The 19,609-nt window shown below is 74.9% G+C and carries 2 protein-coding genes; both read left to right on the top strand.

Going from position 1 to position 19,609, the window contains the following annotated elements; translation table 11 throughout:
- Nucleotides 1-54: 54 nt before the first annotated feature.
- Nucleotides 55-15,495 (top strand): type I polyketide synthase, encoded by a 15,441-nt coding sequence (locus OG500_RS10900; RefSeq protein ID WP_329579182.1) that lies wholly within the window; start codon nt 55-57, stop codon nt 15,493-15,495.
- Nucleotides 15,492-19,403 (top strand): type I polyketide synthase, encoded by a 3,912-nt coding sequence (locus tag OG500_RS10895; protein WP_442907020.1) that lies wholly within the window; start codon nt 15,492-15,494, stop codon nt 19,401-19,403. Before OG500_RS10900 ends, OG500_RS10895 begins: the two co-directional genes overlap by 4 nt.
- Nucleotides 19,404-19,609 lie beyond the last annotated feature (206 nt).

Here is a 19,609-nt window from a genome sequence, read left to right as displayed (position 1 = left end):
CAAGCACGCCCCGCACGCCAGGCTGAATCTTTCGCACAGAAGTGGCCACAATCGATGACCAACGATGACAAGCTGCTCGACTATCTCAAGAGGGTCACCGCCGATCTGGCCCAGACCCGGCAGCGGCTGCGCGACGTGGAGACCGAGGAGAAGGAACCCATCGCCATCGTGGCGATGAGCTGCCGGTTCCCCGGCGGCGTCAGCACCCCCGAGGAGCTCTGGCGGCTGGTCGACGAGGGCACCGATGCCATCACGGACTTCCCGGACAACCGGGGCTGGGACGGCGAGGCGCTCTACGACCCCGACCCGGACGCCGCCGGCAAGAGCTATGTGCTGCGGGGCGGGTTTCTGCACGAGGCCGCCGACTTCGAGCCGGACTTCTTCGGCATCTCGCCGCGCGAGGCGCTGCTGATGGACCCCCAGCAGCGCCTGCTCCTGGAGGTGGCCTGGGAGGCGCTGGAGCGCGGCGGCATCGCGCCGGACTCGGTGCGCGGCGCCCGGATCGGGGTGTTCGCGGGCACCAACGGCCAGGACTACCGCGACGTGCTGGCGAAGCTGCCGGAGGACCCCGAGGCGGCGCTCGGCACCGGTGTGCTGGCGGCGGTGATGGCCGGGCGGATCTCCTACACCCTCGGCATCGAGGGGCCCGCGGTCACCATCGACACCGCGTGCTCCTCGGCCCTGGTCGCGCTGCACCTGGCGGTGCAGGCGCTGCGCCAGCGCGAGTGCACGCTGGCGATGGCCGGCGGTGTCTCGGTGATGTCCACCCCGGGCGCGTTCGTCGCCTTCAGCCGTCAGCGCGGGCTCTCGCTGGACGGCCGGTGCAAGTCCTTCGCCGACGAGGCGGACGGCACCGGCTGGGGCGAGGGCGCCGGGATGCTGCTGCTGGAGCGGCTCTCGGACGCGCGGCGCAACGGGCACGAGGTGCTGGCGGTGGTTCGCGGCTCGGCCGTGAACCAGGACGGTGCCTCGAACGGGCTGACCGCGCCCAACGGTCCGTCGCAGCAGCGGGTGATCCGTCAGGCGCTGGCGAGCGCGGGGCTGTCGGCGACCGAGGTCGACGTGGTGGAGGCGCACGGCACGGGCACCACGCTGGGTGACCCGATCGAGGCGCAGGCGCTGCTGGCCACCTACGGCCAGGGCCGCTCGGCGGACCGGCCGCTCTGGCTGGGCTCGGTCAAGTCGAACATCGGTCACACCCAGGCGGCGGCCGGTGTCGCGGGTGTCATCAAGATGGTCCAGGCGATGCGCCACGGCGTGCTGCCCAGGACCCTGTTCGCGGAGCAGCCCTCCAGCAAGGTGGACTGGTCGGCGGGCGAGGTCAGGCTGCTGACCGAGGCCCGCGCCTGGCCGGAGGTCGAGCGTCCGCGCCGGGCCGGGATCTCCTCCTTCGGGGCGAGCGGCACCAACGCCCACACCATCATCGAGCAGGCCCCCGTGGAGGAGGCCGCCGAGCGCGAGCCGGGCAGCGCGCCCTCGACCATCCCGTGGCTGCTCTCCGGGCGCACCCCCGAGGCCCTGCGCGAGCAGGCGCGACGGCTGGCCGCCGTGGCGGACACGCTGGACCCGGTGGACGCCGGCTTCTCGCTGGCCACCACCAGGACCGCCCAGCAGTACCGGGCCGTGCTGCTCGGCCAGGACCGCGAAGCGCTGGTGACCGGCCTGAACGCGCTGGCCGAGGGCGCGCCCGGGGTGCTCCAGGGCCGTACCACCAAGGGGCTAACGGCCTTCCTGTTCACCGGCCAGGGCTCGCAACGCCCGGGTATGGGACGGGAGTTGTACCAGGAGTTCGAGGCCTTCCGGCAGGCCTTCGACGAGGTCTGCACACACTTCGACAGTGGCGACAGCGGCAGCGTCGAGGGCGGTCTCAAGGGCCTGGTCTTCGGCGACGACGCCGAGCCGCTGAACCGGACCGCCACCACCCAGGCCGCCCTCTTCGCGTTCGAGGTGGCGTTGTTCCGGTTGGTGGAGTCCTGGGGTGTGGTGCCGGACTTCCTGGCGGGGCATTCGATCGGTGAGGTGGTGGCCGCGCATCTGGCGGGGGTGCTGTCGTTGGCGGATGCGTGCCGTCTGGTGGCGGCGCGGGGTCGGTTGATGCAGGCGTTGCCGGCCGGTGGGGCGATGGTGGCGGTGCAGGCGGGTGAGGCCGAGGTGCTGCCGTTGCTGACCGAGGGGGTCGGTATCGCGGCGGTGAACGGGCCGCGTTCGGTGGTGGTCTCGGGCGTCGAGGCCGAGGTGCTGAGGGTCGCGGAGTCGTTCGGGAAGTCCAAGCGGCTGAAGGTCTCGCACGCGTTCCACTCGCCGCTGATGGAGCCGATGCTGGCGGAGTTCCGTGAGGTGGTGTCCGGGCTGTCCTACGGCCGGGCGCGTGTGCCGGTGGTTTCCAACCTCACGGGTGCGCTCGCCACCGAGGAGCTGGCGGACCCGGAGTACTGGGTGCGCCACGTGCGTGAGGCCGTCCGTTTCCACGACGGCATCCGGGCCCTTGAGGCCGCGGGCGTCACCCGTTTCGTGGAGCTGGGCCCCGACGCCGTGCTGACCGCGATGGCCCGCGAGTGCCTGGACTCCGAGGAGGCCGTGCTCGCCGCCGCCACCCGGCGCGAGCGCCCCGAGCCGGAGACCCTGCTCACCGCGCTGGCCCAGCTGCACATCGGTGGCTGCTCGCCCGACTGGGGCAGCCTGTTCCAGGGGGCCGCCCGGGTCGACCTGCCCACCACCGCCTTCCAGCGCAGCCGCTTCTGGGTCGAGGTCCCGGCCTCGGTCGGCGACGTCGCCTCCGTCGGCCTGGACTCCACCGAGCACCCGCTGCTCGGCGCGGCCACCATGCTGGCGGACTCGGACGGCGCGGTGCTCACCGGGCGGCTCTCGGTGCGCACCCACCCGTGGCTGGCCGACCACGTGGTCGGCGACCGGGTCGTGGTGCCCGGCACCGCCATGGTCGAACTGGCCATCAGGGCCGGCGACCAGGTCGGCTGCGGCCACCTGGAGGAGCTCACCCTGGAGGTGCCGCTGGTCCTGCCCGAGCAGGACGGCATCCGGGTGCAGGTCACCGTCGGCGCCCCCGACGCCGCCGGCAGCCGCACGGTGAGCGTCTACTCGCGCGCCGAGAGCGTGGCCGCCGACGTGCCGTGGACCCTGCACGCCTCCGGTCTGCTCGGCCGGGCGCCCGCACGTGCGGGCGAACGCCTCACCGAGTGGCCGCCGGCCGGTGCCGAGGCGCTGGAGACGGCCGGCCTCTACGAGCGGCACGCCGCCTCGGGCCTGCACTACGGTCCGACCTTCCAGGCGCTGCACGCCGCCTGGCAGCGCGGTGACGAACTGTTCGCCGAGGTCCGCCTGGCCGAGCGCCCGGCCGCCGACGCGGCCCGGTTCGGCCTGCACCCGGCCGCCTTCGACGCCGCGCTGCACGCGCTCGCCCTGCTCGGCGACGGCTCCGACGACGAGACCGCCCGGCTGCCCTTCATGTTCTCCGGCGTCTCGCTGCACGCGGTCGGCGCCTCGGTGCTGCGGGTGCGGCTGCTCGCCACCGGCGCGCACTCCTTCGCCGTCGACCTGGCCGACGCCACCGGCGCGCCGGTCGCCTCGGTGGCCTCGCTGGCCTCCCGCCCGCTGACCAACCTGCGCCAGCAGCAAGGCCCTTCGAGCGACGCGCTGTTCCGGCTCGGCTGGCACCCGGTCCAGCTGGCCGAGACGGCAGCCGAGACCGACCACCGCCTGCTGCACAGCGTGGCGGGCAACGACGCCGAGGCCGTCCGTGCGGCCGTCCACACGGCGCTGGCCGCCGCGCAGGACGAGGACCCGCGCCCGCTGATCGTGGTCACCCGCGGCGCGCTCTCGCTCGCCGGGGAGGCGGTGGCCGACCTGGCGGGCGCCGCGGTGTGGGGCCTGCTGCGCTCGGCGCAGTCGGAGAACCCCGACCGCTTCGTGCTGCTGGACCTCGACGCGGACGCCGACGCCGAGGCGCTCGCCGCGTCCGTGCTCGCCAGCGGCGAGCCGCAGCTGGCGATCCGCGCCGGCGCGGCCCACGCGGCCCGGCTGACCGCCGCCGAGCTCAGCGCCGAGGCCGCGGCGGAGCTCGACCCCGAGGGCACCGTGCTGCTGACCGGCGCGACCGGCGGCCTGGGCCCGGTGCTCGCCCGGCACCTGGTGACCGCCCTCGGCGCGCGCCACCTGCTGCTGCTCAGCCGGCGCGGCGGCGCGGACGAGCTGACCGCCGAACTCACCGGGCTCGGCGCGCAGGTCACCGTCCGCGCCTGCGACGTGGCCGACCGCGCCGCGCTCGCCGAGGTGCTGGCGCAGGTCCCGGCCGAGCACCCGCTCACCGCCGTGGTGCACGCCGCCGGGCTGCTCGACGACGGCGTGGTCGCCTCGCTGACCCCCGAGCGGATCGACGCCGTGCTGCGGCCCAAGGTGGACGGCGCGCTCAACCTGCACGAGCTCACCGCCGCAGCGCCGCTGCGCGCCTTCGTGCTCTTCTCCTCGGTCGCCGGGCTGGTGGGCGCACCGGGCCAGGGCAACTACGCGGCGGCCAACGCCTTCCTGGACGCGCTGGCCGCCCAGCGCCACGCGCTCGGCCTGCCCGCCCTCTCGCTGGCCTGGGGGCCGTGGGCACCGGTCGGCGGGATGACCAGCGGCCTGGACGCCGCCGACCGGGCGAGGATCTCGCGCGGCGGCATGACCGAGCTGTCCGCCGAGGACGGCGTGGCGCTCTTCGACCTGGCCCGGGCCACCGGGCTGGCGGCGCTGGCCCCGGTGCGGCTGAACCTTGCGGCGCTGCGCGGCCAGGGCGCCGCGCTCGCCCCGGTGTTCCGCTCCCTGGTGGGCCGCACCGTGCGCCGCGAGGCGGTGGCGGTCGAGGGCCCGGAGTTCTCCTTCGCCGACACGATGGCCGAACTCGGCGAGCAGGAGCGGGCGGACGCGCTGCTCCAGCTGGTCCGGGCCCAGGTCGCGGCCGTGCTCGGGCACGCCTCCGCGGAGGCGATCGACCCGGGCCGGGCCTTCCAGGACCTCGGCTTCGACTCGCTGGCCGCCGTCGAGCTGCGCAACGCGCTCACCGCCGGGACCGGCCAGCGGCTGCCCGCCACCCTCGTCTTCGACTACCCGTCGCCCGAGGCCCTGGCCGGCCACCTCGCCACGAAGTTCAGCGGCGTCACGTCCGGTCCGCGCAAGGCCGTTCGGGCGAGCACGGCCCGCACCGACGAGCCGATCGCGATCGTGGGCATGTCCTGCCGCTACCCGGGCGGGGTGACCTCGCCGCAGGAGCTGTGGGACCTGGTGATCGGCGAGAGCGACGCGATCAGCGCCTTCCCGGACAACCGGGGCTGGGACATCGACCGGATCTACGACCCGACCCGCGAGCGCCCCGACACCAGCTACGTCCACGAGGGCGGGTTCCTGCACGATGCGGGGGCCTTCGATGCGGGGTTCTTCGGGATCTCGCCGCGTGAGGCGCTGCTGATGGATCCGCAGCAGCGGTTGCTGTTGGAGGGTTCCTGGGAGGCGCTGGAGGGTGCGGGGATCGATCCGCTGTCGTTGAAGGGCAGTCGGACCGGTGTGTTCGCCGGGGTGATGTACCACGACTACTTCGGCGCGTTCGGCAGTGGCAGCATCGTCTCGGGCCGGGTGGCGTACACGCTCGGGCTGGAGGGGCCGACGCTGTCGATCGACACGGCGTGCTCCTCCTCGCTGGTGGCGCTGCACCTGGCGGCGCAGTCGCTGCGCGGCGGCGAGTCCACCCTCGCCCTGGTGGGCGGCGTCGCGGTGATGTCGACCCCGGACCCGTTCGTGGAGTTCAGCCGCCAGGGCGCGCTCGCCCCCGACGCGCAGTGCCGCCCGTTCGCCACCGGCGCCGGCGGCACGGTCTGGGGCGAGGGCGTCGGCGTCCTGGTCCTGGAGCGTCTCTCCGACGCCCGGCGCAACGGGCACCAGGTGCTGGCCGTCGTCCGCGGCACCGCCGTCAACCAGGACGGCGCCTCCAACGGCCTGACCGCCCCCAACGGGCCGTCCCAGCAGCGGGTGATCGAGCAGGCCCTGGCCAACGCCGGGCTCTCGGCGACCGAGGTCGACGCCGTCGAGGCGCACGGCACCGGCACCACGCTGGGCGACCCGATCGAGGCACAGGCGCTGCTGGCCACCTACGGCCAGGACCGCAGCGCGGACCGGCCGCTCTGGCTGGGCTCGATCAAGTCCAACATCGGCCACACCCAGGCCGCCGCCGGCGTGGCGGGCGTCATCAAGATGGTGCAGGCGATGCGCCACGGCGTGCTGCCCAGGACCCTGCACGTCGACGAGCCCTCCAACCACGTGGACTGGTCGGCCGGCGAGGTCCGGCTGCTGACCGAGGCCCGGGCCTGGCCCGAGACCGAGCGCCCGCGCCGGGCCGGGATCTCCTCCTTCGGGATCAGCGGCACCAACGCGCACACCATCATCGAACAGGCCCCGGCCACCACCGGGCAGCCCGAAGGAGGGACGAGTGCGGCGCCGGCCACGGCCCCGTGGCTGCTCTCCGCGAAGTCCCGGGCGGCGCTGCCCGCCCAGGCCGCACGGCTGCTGGCCTTCGTGGACGCCAACCCCGAGCTCGCGCCCGCGGACCTGGCCCACGCCCTGGCCACCACCCGCGCCCACTTCGAGCACCGCGCGGCCATCGCCGGCGCGGACCGCGCCGAACTGCGCGACTCGCTGGCCGCGTTGGCCGCCGGGCGGACCGCCCCCGGGCTCGTCGAGGGCACCGCCACCGGCTCCCGCCCGGTCTTCGTCTTCCCGGGCCAGGGCTCCCAGTGGCAGGGCATGGCCACCGAACTGCTGGCCTCCTCACCGGTGTTCGCGGCCAGGATGGCCGAGTGCGCCGCCGCCTGCGCGCCGTTCACCGACTGGGACCTGCTGGCCGAGCTGAACGGCCCGCTGGACCGGGTGGACGTCGTCCAGCCGCTGCTCTGGGCCGTCATGGTCTCGCTCGCGCAGACCTGGATCTCGCACGGGGTGCGCCCCGCCGCGGTGATCGGGCACTCCCAGGGCGAGATCGCGGCGGCCGTGGTGGCCGGCGCGCTGTCGCTGGAGGACGGCGCCCGGATCGTCACCCTGCGCAGCCAGGCCATCGCCCAGGACCTGTCCGGCGGGGGCGGCATGATGTCGGTCGCGCTGCCGGTCGAGCAGGTGGAGGAGCGGCTGGCCGCCTTCGACGGGCAGCTCTCCGTCGCCGCGCACAACGGGTCGGGCTCGGTCGTGGTCTCCGGCTTCGTGGACGCCCTGGACCGCCTGCAGGCCCAGCTCAAGGACGAGGGCGTGCGGGTCAAGCGGCTGCCGGTGGACTACGCCTCGCACTCCGCGCAGGTCGAGTCGATCCGGACCAGGCTGCTCCGGACCCTGGCGGACGTCTCGCCGCGCCCCGCCGAGGTGCCCTTCCACTCGACCGTCACCGGCGAGCTCATCGACACCACCGAGCTGAACGCCGAGTACTGGTACACCAACCTGCGCCAGACCGTGCTCTTCGAGCAGGCCGCCGGGGCGGTGGTCGGCAAGGGCCACGGCGTGTTCATCGAGTGCAGCCCGCACCCGGTGCTCACCGTCGGCCTCCAGGAGACCTTCGAGGGCGTGCGGGCGCTGGGCTCGCTGCGCCGCGAGGAGGGCGGCCCGGACCGGTTCGCCGCCGCGCTCGGCGAGGCCTTCGTGCACGGCGTCGCGGTCGACTGGCGACAGGTCTTCGAGGGCCTGCGCCCGCGCCGGGTCGAGCTGCCGACCTACGCCTTCCAGCACGAGCAGTTCTGGCTGGACAGCGTCTCCGGCAACGCCGACGTCACCTCGGCCGGTCTCACCCCGACCGACCACCCGGTCCTGAGCGCGGCGATGACCCGCGCCGACACCGACGGCACCGTCCTCACCGGCCGCCTCTCGCTGGGCACCCACCCGTGGCTGGCCGACCACGTGGTCGGCGGGGAGCTGCTGTTCCCCGGCACCGGCTACCTCGAACTGGCCCTCCAGGCCGCCGACCAGGTGGGCCTGGGCCGGGTCGCCGACCTCACCCTGCACGCCCCGCTGGTCTTCCCCGAGCACGGCGCGGTGCAGCTGCAGGTGGTGGTCGGCGCGGCGGCGGAGTCCGGCCGCCCGGTCGGCATCTACTCGCGCGCCGAGAGCGAGGCCGACGACCAGCCGTGGACCCGGCACGCCGACGGCGTGCTCGCCCAGGGCGGCGCACCCGCCGAGCCGGAGCTCACCCTCTGGCCGCCCACCGGCGCCGAGCCGATCGATCTCGACGGGGTGTACGAGCAGCTCGCCGAGGCCGGGCTCGCCTACGGGCCCGCCTTCCAGGGCCTGCGCGCCGCCTGGCGCCTGGGCCAGGAGGTCTACGCCGAGGTGGCCTTCGCCCAGCAGGTGGACGGCTACGGCCTGCACCCGGCGCTGGCGGACGCCGCCCTGCACGCGGTCGGCCTGACCGGTGTCGCCGCGGACGAGGCGCTGCTGCCGTTCGCCTGGTCCGAGGTGCAGCTGCACGCGACCGGCGCCAAGGAGCTGCGGGTGCGGGTCAGGCCGCTGGGGCAGAGCGGCGCGGTGGAGCTGACCCTCGCCGACGCCGGCGGCGCGCCGGTGGCGAGCGTCGGCTCGCTCGCCCTGCGCCCGATCCCGGCCGAACAGCTCGCCGCCGCCGCCAGGTCGGCGCGGGCGGGCGCGCTCTACCAGGTGGAGTGGATCACCGCGCCGACCCCGGCCGCCGGCCCCGCCCACGAGGCGGTGGTGCTGCGCAGCCCGGCGGGCACGAGTGCGGACGAGGTACGGGCGGCCGTGCACACCGTCCTCGAGCAGTTGCGCGAGCACCTGGCGGGCGAGGCCACCGTGCTGGTGGCCACCGGCGCCGACCTGGCCGGTGCGGCGGTTGCCGGACTGGTCCGTTCGGCGCAGTCGGAGAACCCGGAGCGGATCGTCCTGGTCGAGCTCGACCAGGACCCGGCCTCCGAGGCGCTGCTGCCCGCCGCCCCGGCCGTGGGCGAGCCGCACCTGGCGATCCGCGGCGGTGCCGTCCAACTGCCCCGCCTCGTGCGGGCCGAGGCGGCCGCGGACGACGCGCCGTTGGAGCTCGACCCCGCGGGCACCGTGCTGCTGACCGGCGCGAGCGGTGCACTGGGCACCCTGATCGCCCGCCGGCTGGTCACCGAGTGGGGCGTGCGGCACCTGCTGCTGCTCAGCCGCCGCGGCGCGGCCCCCGAGCTCGTCACCGAACTCACCGAGCTCGGCGCCGAGGTCACCACCGCCGCCTGCGACGTGGCGGACCGCGCGGCGCTGGCCGAGGTGCTGGCGCAGGTCCCGGCCGGCCGGCCGCTGACCGCCGTGGTGCACGCGGCCGGGGTGCTCGCCGACGGCGTGCTCTCCTCGCTCACCGCCGAGCGGCTGGACGCGGTGCTGCGCCCCAAGGTGGACGCGGCCTGGCACCTGCACGAGCTGACCGCCGGTCTGGACCTCAAGGCGTTCGTGCTCTTCTCCTCGGCCGCCGCCACCCTCGGCTCGCCGGGGCAGGCCAACTACGCCGCGGCCAACGCTTTCCTGGACGCGCTGGCCGGCCACCGCCGCCGGCTCGGCCTGCCGGGCCAGTCGGTGGCCTGGGGCCTGTGGGCGCAGGCCAGCGGGATGACCGGCACGCTGGACGACACCGACCTGTCCCGGATCTCCCGGGGCGGCGTGGCGGCGCTGGCCACCGAGGAGGGCCTGGCGCTCTTCGACGAGGCGCTGCACTCCCGGCACCCCGCCGTGCTGCCGATGAAGCTGGAACCGGCCGGACTGCGGGCCCAGGGCGATGCCCTGTCACCGCTCTTCCGCGCCCTGGTGCGCTCCCGGCGCCAGGCCGTCTCCGGCCAGCCGACCGCCGGCGCGGACTCGCTGCGCGGCCGCCTTGCCGCCCTCGGCGAGGCCGAACGGAGGCCGTTCCTGGTGGAGTTGGTGCGCACCCAGGCCGCCTCGGTGCTCGGGCACCGCTCGGCGGAGGCGGTGGAGCCGCACAAGGCCTTCCGCGAGCTGGGCTTCGACTCGCTGGCCGCGGTCGAACTGCGCAACGGCCTGGCGGCGGCCACCGGGCTGCGGCTGCCGGCCACCCTGGTGTTCGACTACCCCAACCCCGTCGAGCTGGCCGGCTACCTGCTCGACCAGCTGGTCGGCAACCTGGCCGCCGTGGCGGTGCAGACCGCGCCCAGCGGCGCGGACGACGAGCCGATCGCGATCATCGGGATGAGCTGCCGCTACCCCGGCGGCGTCAACTCGCCCGAGGACCTGTGGCAGCTGGTCGTCGGCGAGGTGGACGCCATCGGCGAGTTCCCCACCGACCGGGGCTGGGACCTGGAGTCGCTCTACGACCCGACCCTGGACCGCCCCGGCACCAGCTACGCCAAGCACGGCGCGTTCCTGTACGACGCCGGCGACTTCGACGCCGACTTCTTCGGCATGGACCCGGAGGAGGCGCTGGTCACCGACCCGCAGCAGCGGGTGCTGCTGGAGACCGCCTGGGAGGCGCTGGAGCGGGCCGCCATCGACCCGGCCTCGCTGCGCGGCAGCGCGACCGGGGTGTTCGCCGGCGTGATGTACCACGACTACTTCGAGAGCTACGGCTCCGGCAGCGTGGTCTCGGGCCGGGTGGCCTACACGCTCGGCCTGGAGGGGCCGACGCTGACGGTGGACACCGCCTGCTCCTCCTCGCTGGTGGCGCTGCACCTCGCGGTGCAGTCGCTGCGCCAGGGCGACTGCACCCTGGCCCTGGCCGGCGGGGTGACGGTGATGGCCACCCCGGGGACCTTCGTCGAGTTCAGCCGGCAGCGCGGCCTGTCCCGCGACGGGCGCTGCCGCCCGTTCGCGGACGCCGCCAACGGCACCGGCTTCGGCGAGGGCGCGGGCGTCCTGCTGCTGGAGCGGCTCTCGGAGGCCCGCCGCAACGGCCACCAGGTGCTGGCCGTGGTGCGCGGCACCGCGATGAACCAGGACGGTGCCTCCAACGGCATCACCGCCCCCAACGGTCCCGCCCAGCAGCGGGTGATCCGCCGCGCGCTGGCGGCGGCGGGCGTGCCCGGCGGCGAGGTCGACCTGGTCGAGGCGCACGGCACCGGCACCACGCTGGGCGACCCGATCGAGGCGCAGGCCCTGATCGCGACCTACGGCAGCGAGCACACCGAGGAGCGCCCGCTCTGGCTCGGCTCCATCAAGTCGAACATTGGACACACCCAGGCCGCGGCCGGGGTGGCCGGTGTGATCAAGATGGTGCAGGCGATCCGCCACGGGGTGCTGCCCAAGTCCCTGCACGTGGACGAGCCGTCCCGGCACGTCGACTGGACGGACAGCCACGTCCGGCTGCTCACCGAGTCGTTGTCGTGGCCCGCGTACGACCACCCGCGCCGGGCCGGGATCTCCTCCTTCGGGATCAGCGGCACCAACGCGCACGTGGTGATCGAGGCCGCCCCCGAGCAGGAGCCCGCCGCAGCAACCGCGCCGCAGCAACCGGACCTGCAGGCCCCGCTGCTGCTCTCGGGCCACAGCCCGCAGGCGCTGCGCGAGCAGGCCGAGCGGCTGGCGGGCCACCTGGGCGAGCGGGCCGAGCTCGATCCGCGCCAGGTCGCGGCGGCGCTGGCGAACACCCGCAGCCACCACGCCCACCGGGCGGCGGTCAGCGGCGCCGACCGGGACGAACTCCTGCGCGGCCTGCGGGCGCTGGCCGAGGGGCAGAGCGTGCCGAGTGTGGCGCTCGGCACCCCGGCAGCCGGTCGCACCGCGTTCCTGTTCTCCGGTCAGGGCTCGCAACTGGTCGGCATGGGAGAGGAGTTGATCGAGACGTATCCGGCCTTCGCGGCCGCCTTCGAGGAGGTGCGCGAGCAGCTGGACCCGCTGCTGGAGCGGCCGCTGCGCGAGGCGCTGTCCTCGGCCGAGCTGCTGGACCGCACCGAGTACACCCAGCCCGCCCTGTTCGCGCTCGAAGTCGCGCTCTTCAGGCTGCTGGAGTCCTTCGGCATCCGCCCCGACCTGCTGGCCGGGCACTCCATCGGCGAGTTCGCCGCCGCCCAGGTGGCCGGGGTCTGGTCGCTGGCCGACGCCGCCCGACTGGTCGCCGCGCGCGGCCGGCTGATGCAGGCGCTGCCCGCCGGCGGTGCGATGGTGGCGGTCAAGGCCACCGAGGCCGAGATCGAGCCGCTGCTGACCGAGCGGGTGAGCATCGCGGCGGTCAACGGGCCGAGCTCCGTGGTGATCTCGGGCGAGGCGGCGGCGGTGCGGGCGATCGCCGAGCGGTTCGAGCGGACCAGGGAGCTGACGGTCAGCCACGCCTTCCACTCGCCGCTGATGGAGCCGATGCTGGCGCAGTTCCGCGAGGTCGCGGCCGGGCTGGAGTACCACCCGCCGCGGATCGCCGTCGTCTCCACCCTGACCGGTGCACAGGCCTCGGCCGAGGAGCTGTGCTCGCCCGAGTACTGGGTGCGCCACGTGCGCGAGGCGGTGCGCTTCGCCGACGGCGTGCGGGCACTGGAGGAGGCCGGCGCGCGCCGGTTCGTCGAGATCGGTCCGGGCGGGGTGCTCACGGCGCTGGCCGCCGAGAGCCTGAGCGGCGAGGCCGCGCTGATCCCGCTGCTGCGCAAGGACCGGCCGGAGCCGGCCGCGCTGCTCACCGCCCTGGGCGCCTTCCACGTCCACGGCGGCACGGTGGACTGGGCCCGGCTGCTGCCCACCGTCGGCACGGTCGAGCTGCCGACGTACGCCTTCCAGCGCCGCCGGTACTGGATGGCGAGCGAGCCGGCGGGCTACCGGGCGACGGCCGACCACCCGCTGCTGGGCAGCGCCGTGGACCTCGCGGGAGGCGAGGGCACGCTGTTCACCGGACGGCTCTCGCTGCAGAGCCACCCCTGGCTGGCCGATCACGCGGTCGGCGGAGTGGTGCTGCTGCCCGGCGCGGCCTTCGTCGAGATGGCGCTGGCGGCCGGCGCGGACCTCGGGGCCGGCGCGGTCGAGGAGCTGACCATCGCCGAACCCCTGCTGCTGCCCGAGCAGGGCACGGTCCGGCTGCAGTGCACCGTGCGTCCGGCCGACGAGGGGACCTGGACGTTCCAGGTGTACTCCCGCACGGCGGACGGCGAGCCGTGGACCTCGCACGCCACCGGGCTGCTGCGGGTCGCTTCGGCCCCGGCGCCCGGCACGCCGCAGGCCTGGCCGCCGGCCGGTGCCGAGGCGCTCGACCTGACGGGCACCTATGAGCGCCTGGCCGAGCTCGGCGCCGAGTACGGCCCGCTGTTCCAGGGGCTGCAGGCCGCCTGGCGGCTGGGCGAGGAGGTCTTCGCCGAGGTCGAACTCCCGCTGGAGGCCGACCGGTTCGGCATCCACCCGGCGCTCTTCGACGCCTCGCTGCACGCGATCGGGCTGCGGGCGGGGGCGGCGCAGCGGATGAGCCTGCCGTTCGCCTGGAGCGGGGTCGAGCTGTACGCGGTGGGCGCGCGGGCGCTGCGGGTGCGGATCGGCCCGGCCGGCCCGGACGCGGTGCGGATCGAGCTCGCCGACGGCGCCGGTGCCCCGGTGGCCCGGGTGGAGTCGCTGGTGCTGCGCGAGGTCGCGGTCGACCGGCTGGCAACGGCCGGCGGCAACGACTCGCTCTTCGCCCTGGAGTGGACCCGGCTCACCGGCGGTGCAGCGCACTCGGGCGGACACTGGGCGGTGCTCGGTACGCACCGGCGGCGGCTGCTGGACGCCTTGGCGGCCCAGGTCGCCACGGTCAGCACGGTCGCCGACCTGGACGAGCTCGCGGCGCTGGCCGACCCGGTGGACGTCCTGGTGCTGCCCTTCGCGGGCGGTGACGATCCGCGGGCGGTCCACGAGGGCCTGGCCGCGCTCCTCGGCCGCCTGCAGTCCTGGCTGGCCGACGAGCGGTTCGCGCAGGCGACCGTGGCGGTGGCGACCAGCGGCGCGGTCTCCCAGGCCGGTGAGGACGTCACCGACCTGGCCGCCGCGGCGGCCTGGGGGCTGATCCGCACGGCGCAGTCGGAGAACCCCGACCGGATCGTGCTGATCGACCTGGACGACCACGACGCCGACGACGAGGCCGACCCGGGCTGGCACCTGCTGCCGGCCGCCGTCGCCTGCGGCGAGGCGCAGCTCGCGGTGCGCTCGGGCGTGCTCCACGCACCGCGGCTCACCAGGGCGGCGAAGGCCGTGCTGGACGCCCCCGTCGAGTGGAGCGGCCGGGTGCTGCTCACCGGCGGCACCGGGGCCCTGGGCCGCCTGGTCGCCCGTCACCTGGTCACCGAGCACCGGGTGTCGAGCCTGCTGCTGCTCAGCCGGCGCGGCGAGGCGGCACCCGGCGCCGCCGAGCTGCACGCCGAACTCACCGGCCTGGGCGCCGAGGTGGCCATCCTGGCCTGCGACCTGGCCGACCGGGAGGAGCTGGCCACCGTGCTGGCGCGCTACCCGGTCTCCGCGGTGGTGCACTCCGCGGGCGTGCTGGACGACGGGATGCTCGCCTCGCTGACGCCCGAGCGGCTGTCCGCCGTGCTGCGGCCCAAGGTCGACGCGGCCTGGCACCTGCACGAGCTGACCAAGGACCGGCAGCTGTCGGCGTTCGTGCTGTTCTCCTCGGCCGCCGGCCTGCTCGGCAGCCCCGGGCAGGCGAGCTACGCCGCCGCCAACGCCTACCTCGACGCCCTGGCCCTGCACCGCAGGGCGGTCGGCCTGCCGGCCACCTCACTGGCCTGGGGCGCCTGGTCGGGCAGCGGCGGCATGGCCGACCGGCTCAGCGAGGCCGACAGCCGCCGGATGGCCCAGTCCGGGGTGGGCAGCCTCGGCGAGGAGGCCGGTCTGGCGCTGTTCGACGCCGCGGTCGGCCGGGCGGAAGCCGTCCTGATGCCCGCGCAGCTCGACCTGGCGGCCCTGGCCCAGGGCAACCGGGTCCCGCCGCTGCTGAGCCGGCTGGTGCGCTCCTCGTCCTCGCGGCGGGTGGCGCAGGCCGCCTCCACGGCCTCGGCCGCGCTGCGGCGCAGCCTGGCCGAGCGGGTCGGCGAGGAGCGGACCGCGCTCCTGCTCGACCTGGTCGGCACCCAGGCGGCCGCGGTGCTCGGGGTCGCCGAGGTGGCCCTGGACCGGGCGTTCAACGAGCTCGGCTTCGACTCGCTGACGGCGGTGGAGTTCCGCAACCAGCTCAACGAGGCCACCGGGCTGCGGCTCTCGGCCACGTTGATCTTCGACTACCCGAACCCGGTGGTGCTGGCCCAGCACCTGGAGGCCGAACTGGCCCCGGCGACCGGCCCGGAGGCAGGACCCGGCGGCGAAGCCCAGGAGGCCGCGGTGCGCCAGGCGCTGGGCGCGATCCCGCTGGCCCGACTGCGGGACGCCGGCCTGCTGGACAGCCTGCTCGAACTGGCCGGACTGGCGGCCGAGTCCGCCGCCGGGTCCACGGACGACGACGGCGCGAGCGGCACGTCGATCGACGCGATGGACATCGAGAGCCTGATGAACCTGGCCCTCGACGACCTCGGCGGACAGGAGGAGGAACTGTGACCCAGAACCCGGACACCAGGATGGTCGACGCCCTGCGGGCGTCGCTGAAGGAGACCGAGCGGCTGCGGGAGCAGAACCGCAAGCTGACCGCGACCCTGCGCGAGCCGATCGCGATCGTGGGCATGTCCTGCCGGTACCCGGGCGGGGTGGCCTCGCCGCAGCAGCTCTGGGAGCTGGTGACCGAGGGCGGGGACGGCATCACGCCGTTCCCCACCGACCGGGGGTGGGACGCTGACCTCTACGATCCGCAGCCGGGCCTTACAGGGAGGTCCTACACCGCCGAGGGCGGGTTCCTGCACGAGGCGGGGGCCTTCGATGCGGGGTTCTTCGGGATCTCGCCGCGTGAGGCGCTGTTGATGGATCCGCAGCAGCGGTTGCTGTTGGAGGGTTCGTGGGAGGCGCTGGAGGGTGCGGGGATCGATCCGCTGTCGTTGAGGGGCAGTCGTACCGGTGTGTTCGCCGGGGTGATGTACCACGACTACTTCGGTGCGTTCGGCAGTGGCAGCATCGTCTCGGGTCGGGTGGCCTACACGCTCGGGCTGGAGGGGCCGACGCTGTCGATCGACACGGCGTGCTCCTCCTCGCTGGTGGCGCTGCACCTGGCGGCGCAGTCGCTGCGCGGTGGCGAGTCCACCCTCGCGCTGGCCGGCGGGGTGACGGTGATGGCCTCGCCCGGCACCTTCGTGGAGTTCAGCCGCCAGCGCGGGCTCTCCCCGGACGGCCGCTGCAAGGCGTTCGCGGAGGGCGCGGACGGTACCGGCTTCGCCGAGGGCGTCGGTGTCCTGGTACTGGAGCGTCTCTCCGACGCCCGGCGCAACGGGCACCAGGTGCTGGCCGTGGTCCGTGGTTCCGCGGTGAACCAGGACGGCGCCTCCAACGGCATCACCGCCCCCAACGGTCCAGCCCAGCAGCGGGTGATCCGCCAGGCGCTGGCCAGTGCCCGGCTGTCGGCCGCCGACGTCGACGTGGTGGAGGCGCACGGCACCGGCACCACGCTGGGCGACCCGATCGAGGCGCAGGCGCTGCTGGCCACCTACGGCCAGGACCGCAGCGAGGACCGGCCGCTCTGGCTGGGCTCGGTCAAGTCGAACATCGGTCACACCCAGGCGGCGGCCGGTGTCGCGGGCGTCATCAAGATGGTGCAGGCGATGCGCCACGGCGTGCTGCCCAGGACCCTGCACGTGGACGAGCCCTCCAGCAAGGTGGACTGGTCGGCGGGCGAGGTCAAGCTGCTGACGGATGCTCAGCCGTGGCCGGAGGTCGAGCGTCCGCGCCGGGCCGGGATCTCCTCCTTCGGGATCAGCGGCACCAACGCCCACGTCATCCTCGAACAGGCCCCGCCTCCGGCCCAGGAGCAGGCCGAGCAGCAGGCCGACCCCGACGCGGCGCCGCCGATGGCCCTGTGGCCGCTCTCCGCCCGCACCCCGCAGGCGCTGTCGGCCCAGGGCGAGCGGCTGCGCGCCTTCGCCGCCGACCGCCCCGAGCTGGAGGCGGGCGCGGTGGCCAGGTCGCTCGGCACCGAACGCGCCGTCTTCGAGCACCGGGCCGCCGTCCTCGGCCCGGACCGCGACGGACTCCTCGACGGGCTGGGGGTGCTGGCCGCCTCGGAGAGCTCGCCGTCGGTGCTGCGCGGCCGGGCCCGCACGGGGGTCAAAACCGCCTTCCTGTTCACCGGGCAGGGCGCCCAGCGGCTCGGGATGGGCGCCGAACTGCGGGCCCACTACCCGGTCTTCGACGAGGTCTTCGACGAGCTGAACGAGCAGCTCGGGGTCGGTACCGCCGAGGTCCTCTTCGGCACCGACCCCGACCGGGTCGATCGGACGCTCTATGCGCAGACCGGTCTCTTCGCGTTCGAGGTGGCGTTGTTCCGGTTGGTGGAGTCCTGGGGTGTGGTGCCGGACTTCCTGGCGGGGCATTCGATCGGTGAGGTGGTGGCCGCGCATCTGGCGGGGGTGCTGTCGTTGGCGGATGCGTGCCGTCTGGTGGCGGCGCGGGGTCGGTTGATGCAGGCGTTGCCGGCCGGTGGGGCGATGGTGGCGGTGCAGGCGGGTGAGGCCGAGGTGCTGCCGTTGCTGACCGAGGGGGTCGGTATCGCGGCGGTGAACGGGCCGCGTTCGGTGGTGGTCTCGGGTGTCGAGGCCGAGGTGCTGAGGGTTGCGGAGTCGTTCGGGAAGTCCAAGCGGCTGAAGGTCTCGCACGCGTTCCACTCGCCGTTGATGGAGCCGATGCTGGCGGAGTTCCGTGAGGTGGTGTCCGGGCTGTCCTATGGCCGGGCGCGTGTGCCGGTGGTTTCCAACCTCACGGGTGCGCTCGCCACCGAGGAGCTGGCGGACCCGGAGTACTGGGTGCGCCACGTGCGCGAAACCGTCCGTTTCGAGGACGGGATCCGCACGCTGGCCGGGGCCGGCGTCACCCGCTTCGTGGAGCTGGGCCCCGACGCCGTGCTGACCGGGCTCGCCAGGAAGAGTGCCCGGGCGCCGGGCACGGTGTTCGTCCCGCTCGGGCGCCGGCTCGGCTCGGAGAGCGCCGCCCTGCTGACGGGGTTGGCCAAGCTCTACGTGGACGGCCTGTCCCCCGACTGGCAGGCGGTCTTCCCCGGCAGCGGGCGGGCGGCGCTGCCGACGTACGCCTTCCAGCACCAGCGGTACTGGCTGGCGGCGGACGTCCCGTTGACCGTCGGCGCGCTCGACACCCCCGACCAGCAGGCCTCGGAGGCGCAGGCGCAGGCGCAGGCGCAGGCGGTACCGCTGCGCGCCCGCCTCGCCGGCATCGGCGAGTCCGAACAGCAGGAGCTGCTGGTCGAGTTGGTCCGCGCGCAGAGCGCCGCCATCCTCGGCCACTCCTCCGGCGAGGCGATCGAGCCGGAGGTCGGCTTCCTGGAGGCCGGGATGGACTCGGTCTCCGGCACGGAGCTGCGCATCGCGCTCTCCGCGGCCACCGGGCTGGCCCTGTCCGCCGGTGTGGTCTTCGACCACCGCACCCCGGCCGACCTGGCCGCCCACCTGCGGACCGAGCTGGCCCACGCCGGGCCCGGTGCTGCCGAGAACACCGCGGACGCCGTGGACGCCGAGGACGCCGCCGCGGACCTGGAGTCGATCAGCGGACTGCTGCGCCGGGCCGCCACCGAGGGCCGGATGATGAAGGGCATGGCGCTGCTCGACGCGGTCGCCGAGATCCTGCCCGCCTTCTCCTCGGCGGCCGAACTGGAGCGCCTGGCCGAGCCGGTCCGCCTGGCCCAGGGGGAGCGGGGCCCCAAGCTGATCTGCTTCCCCTCCCCGATGGCGCTCGGCGGCGCCCACCAGTACGCCCGGTTCGCCTCGCACTTCCGTGGCCGCCGCGAGGTGGTGGTGCCGCCGGTGCCGGGGTTCGGCCCCGGGGAGGCGCTGCCGCGCTCGGTGGACGCCGCGGTCGAGGTCTTCGTCGAAGGCGTGCTGGCCGCGGCGGCGGGGGAGCCCTTCGTCCTGCTCGGCTACTCCTCCGGCGGCCAGTTCGCGCACGCCACCGCCGAGGTGCTGGAGAAGGCGGGAACCCCGGCGGCCGGGGTCGTCCTGCTGGACACCTATCTGCCGGACGGCGAGGGCCAGGACGAGCTCTGGCCGCAGATGTTCCGGGGCATGCTGGACCGGGAGTCCTCCTTCGGCCGGTTCAGCGCCGCCCGGCTCGCCGCGATGAGCCGCTACAGCGACCTGATCGTGGACTGCCTGCCGGGTGCGCTGTCGGCCCCGGTGCTCTTCGTCCGCCCGGCGCAGTCCTTCACCGACGCGCCCGGCACCGAGGAGTGGCGTGCCTCGTGGAGCGGCGAGCACCTGCTGAAGGAGGTGCCCGGCACCCACTTCACCATCCTGGAGGAGTCGGCGCCGGCGGCGGCCGAGGCGGTCGACGCCTGGCTGTCGACCCTCGGCAGCTGACCACGACGCACCGGCCCCCACCGTCAGGGGGCCGGTGACCAGGGGCGCGGAGCCACCGGTTCCGCGCCTCTTGCTGTTCCCGTTGCTGTTCCCGGAAGCGGCCTGCGGTGGTGGTGGAACCTCCGCACCGAGGTAGAGAAACCTCTACCTCGGATACGCCAAGCAATGCCAATGTGCCGGGCCGCCGCCGCTTCTACCGTTGATAT

The sequence above is a fragment of the Kitasatospora sp. NBC_01250 genome, assembly GCF_036226465.1.
In the GTDB taxonomy this organism is placed as follows: Bacteria; Actinomycetota; Actinomycetes; order Streptomycetales; family Streptomycetaceae; genus Kitasatospora.
This window is presented reverse-complemented; position numbering and strand designations above follow the sequence as displayed.

Bases quoted from the DNA above. Each gene is read 5' to 3' on its own strand.
- OG500_RS10900 (WP_329579182.1), top strand. From the start codon at position 55: ATGACCAACGATGACAAGCTGCTCGACTATCTCAAGAGGGTCACCGCC.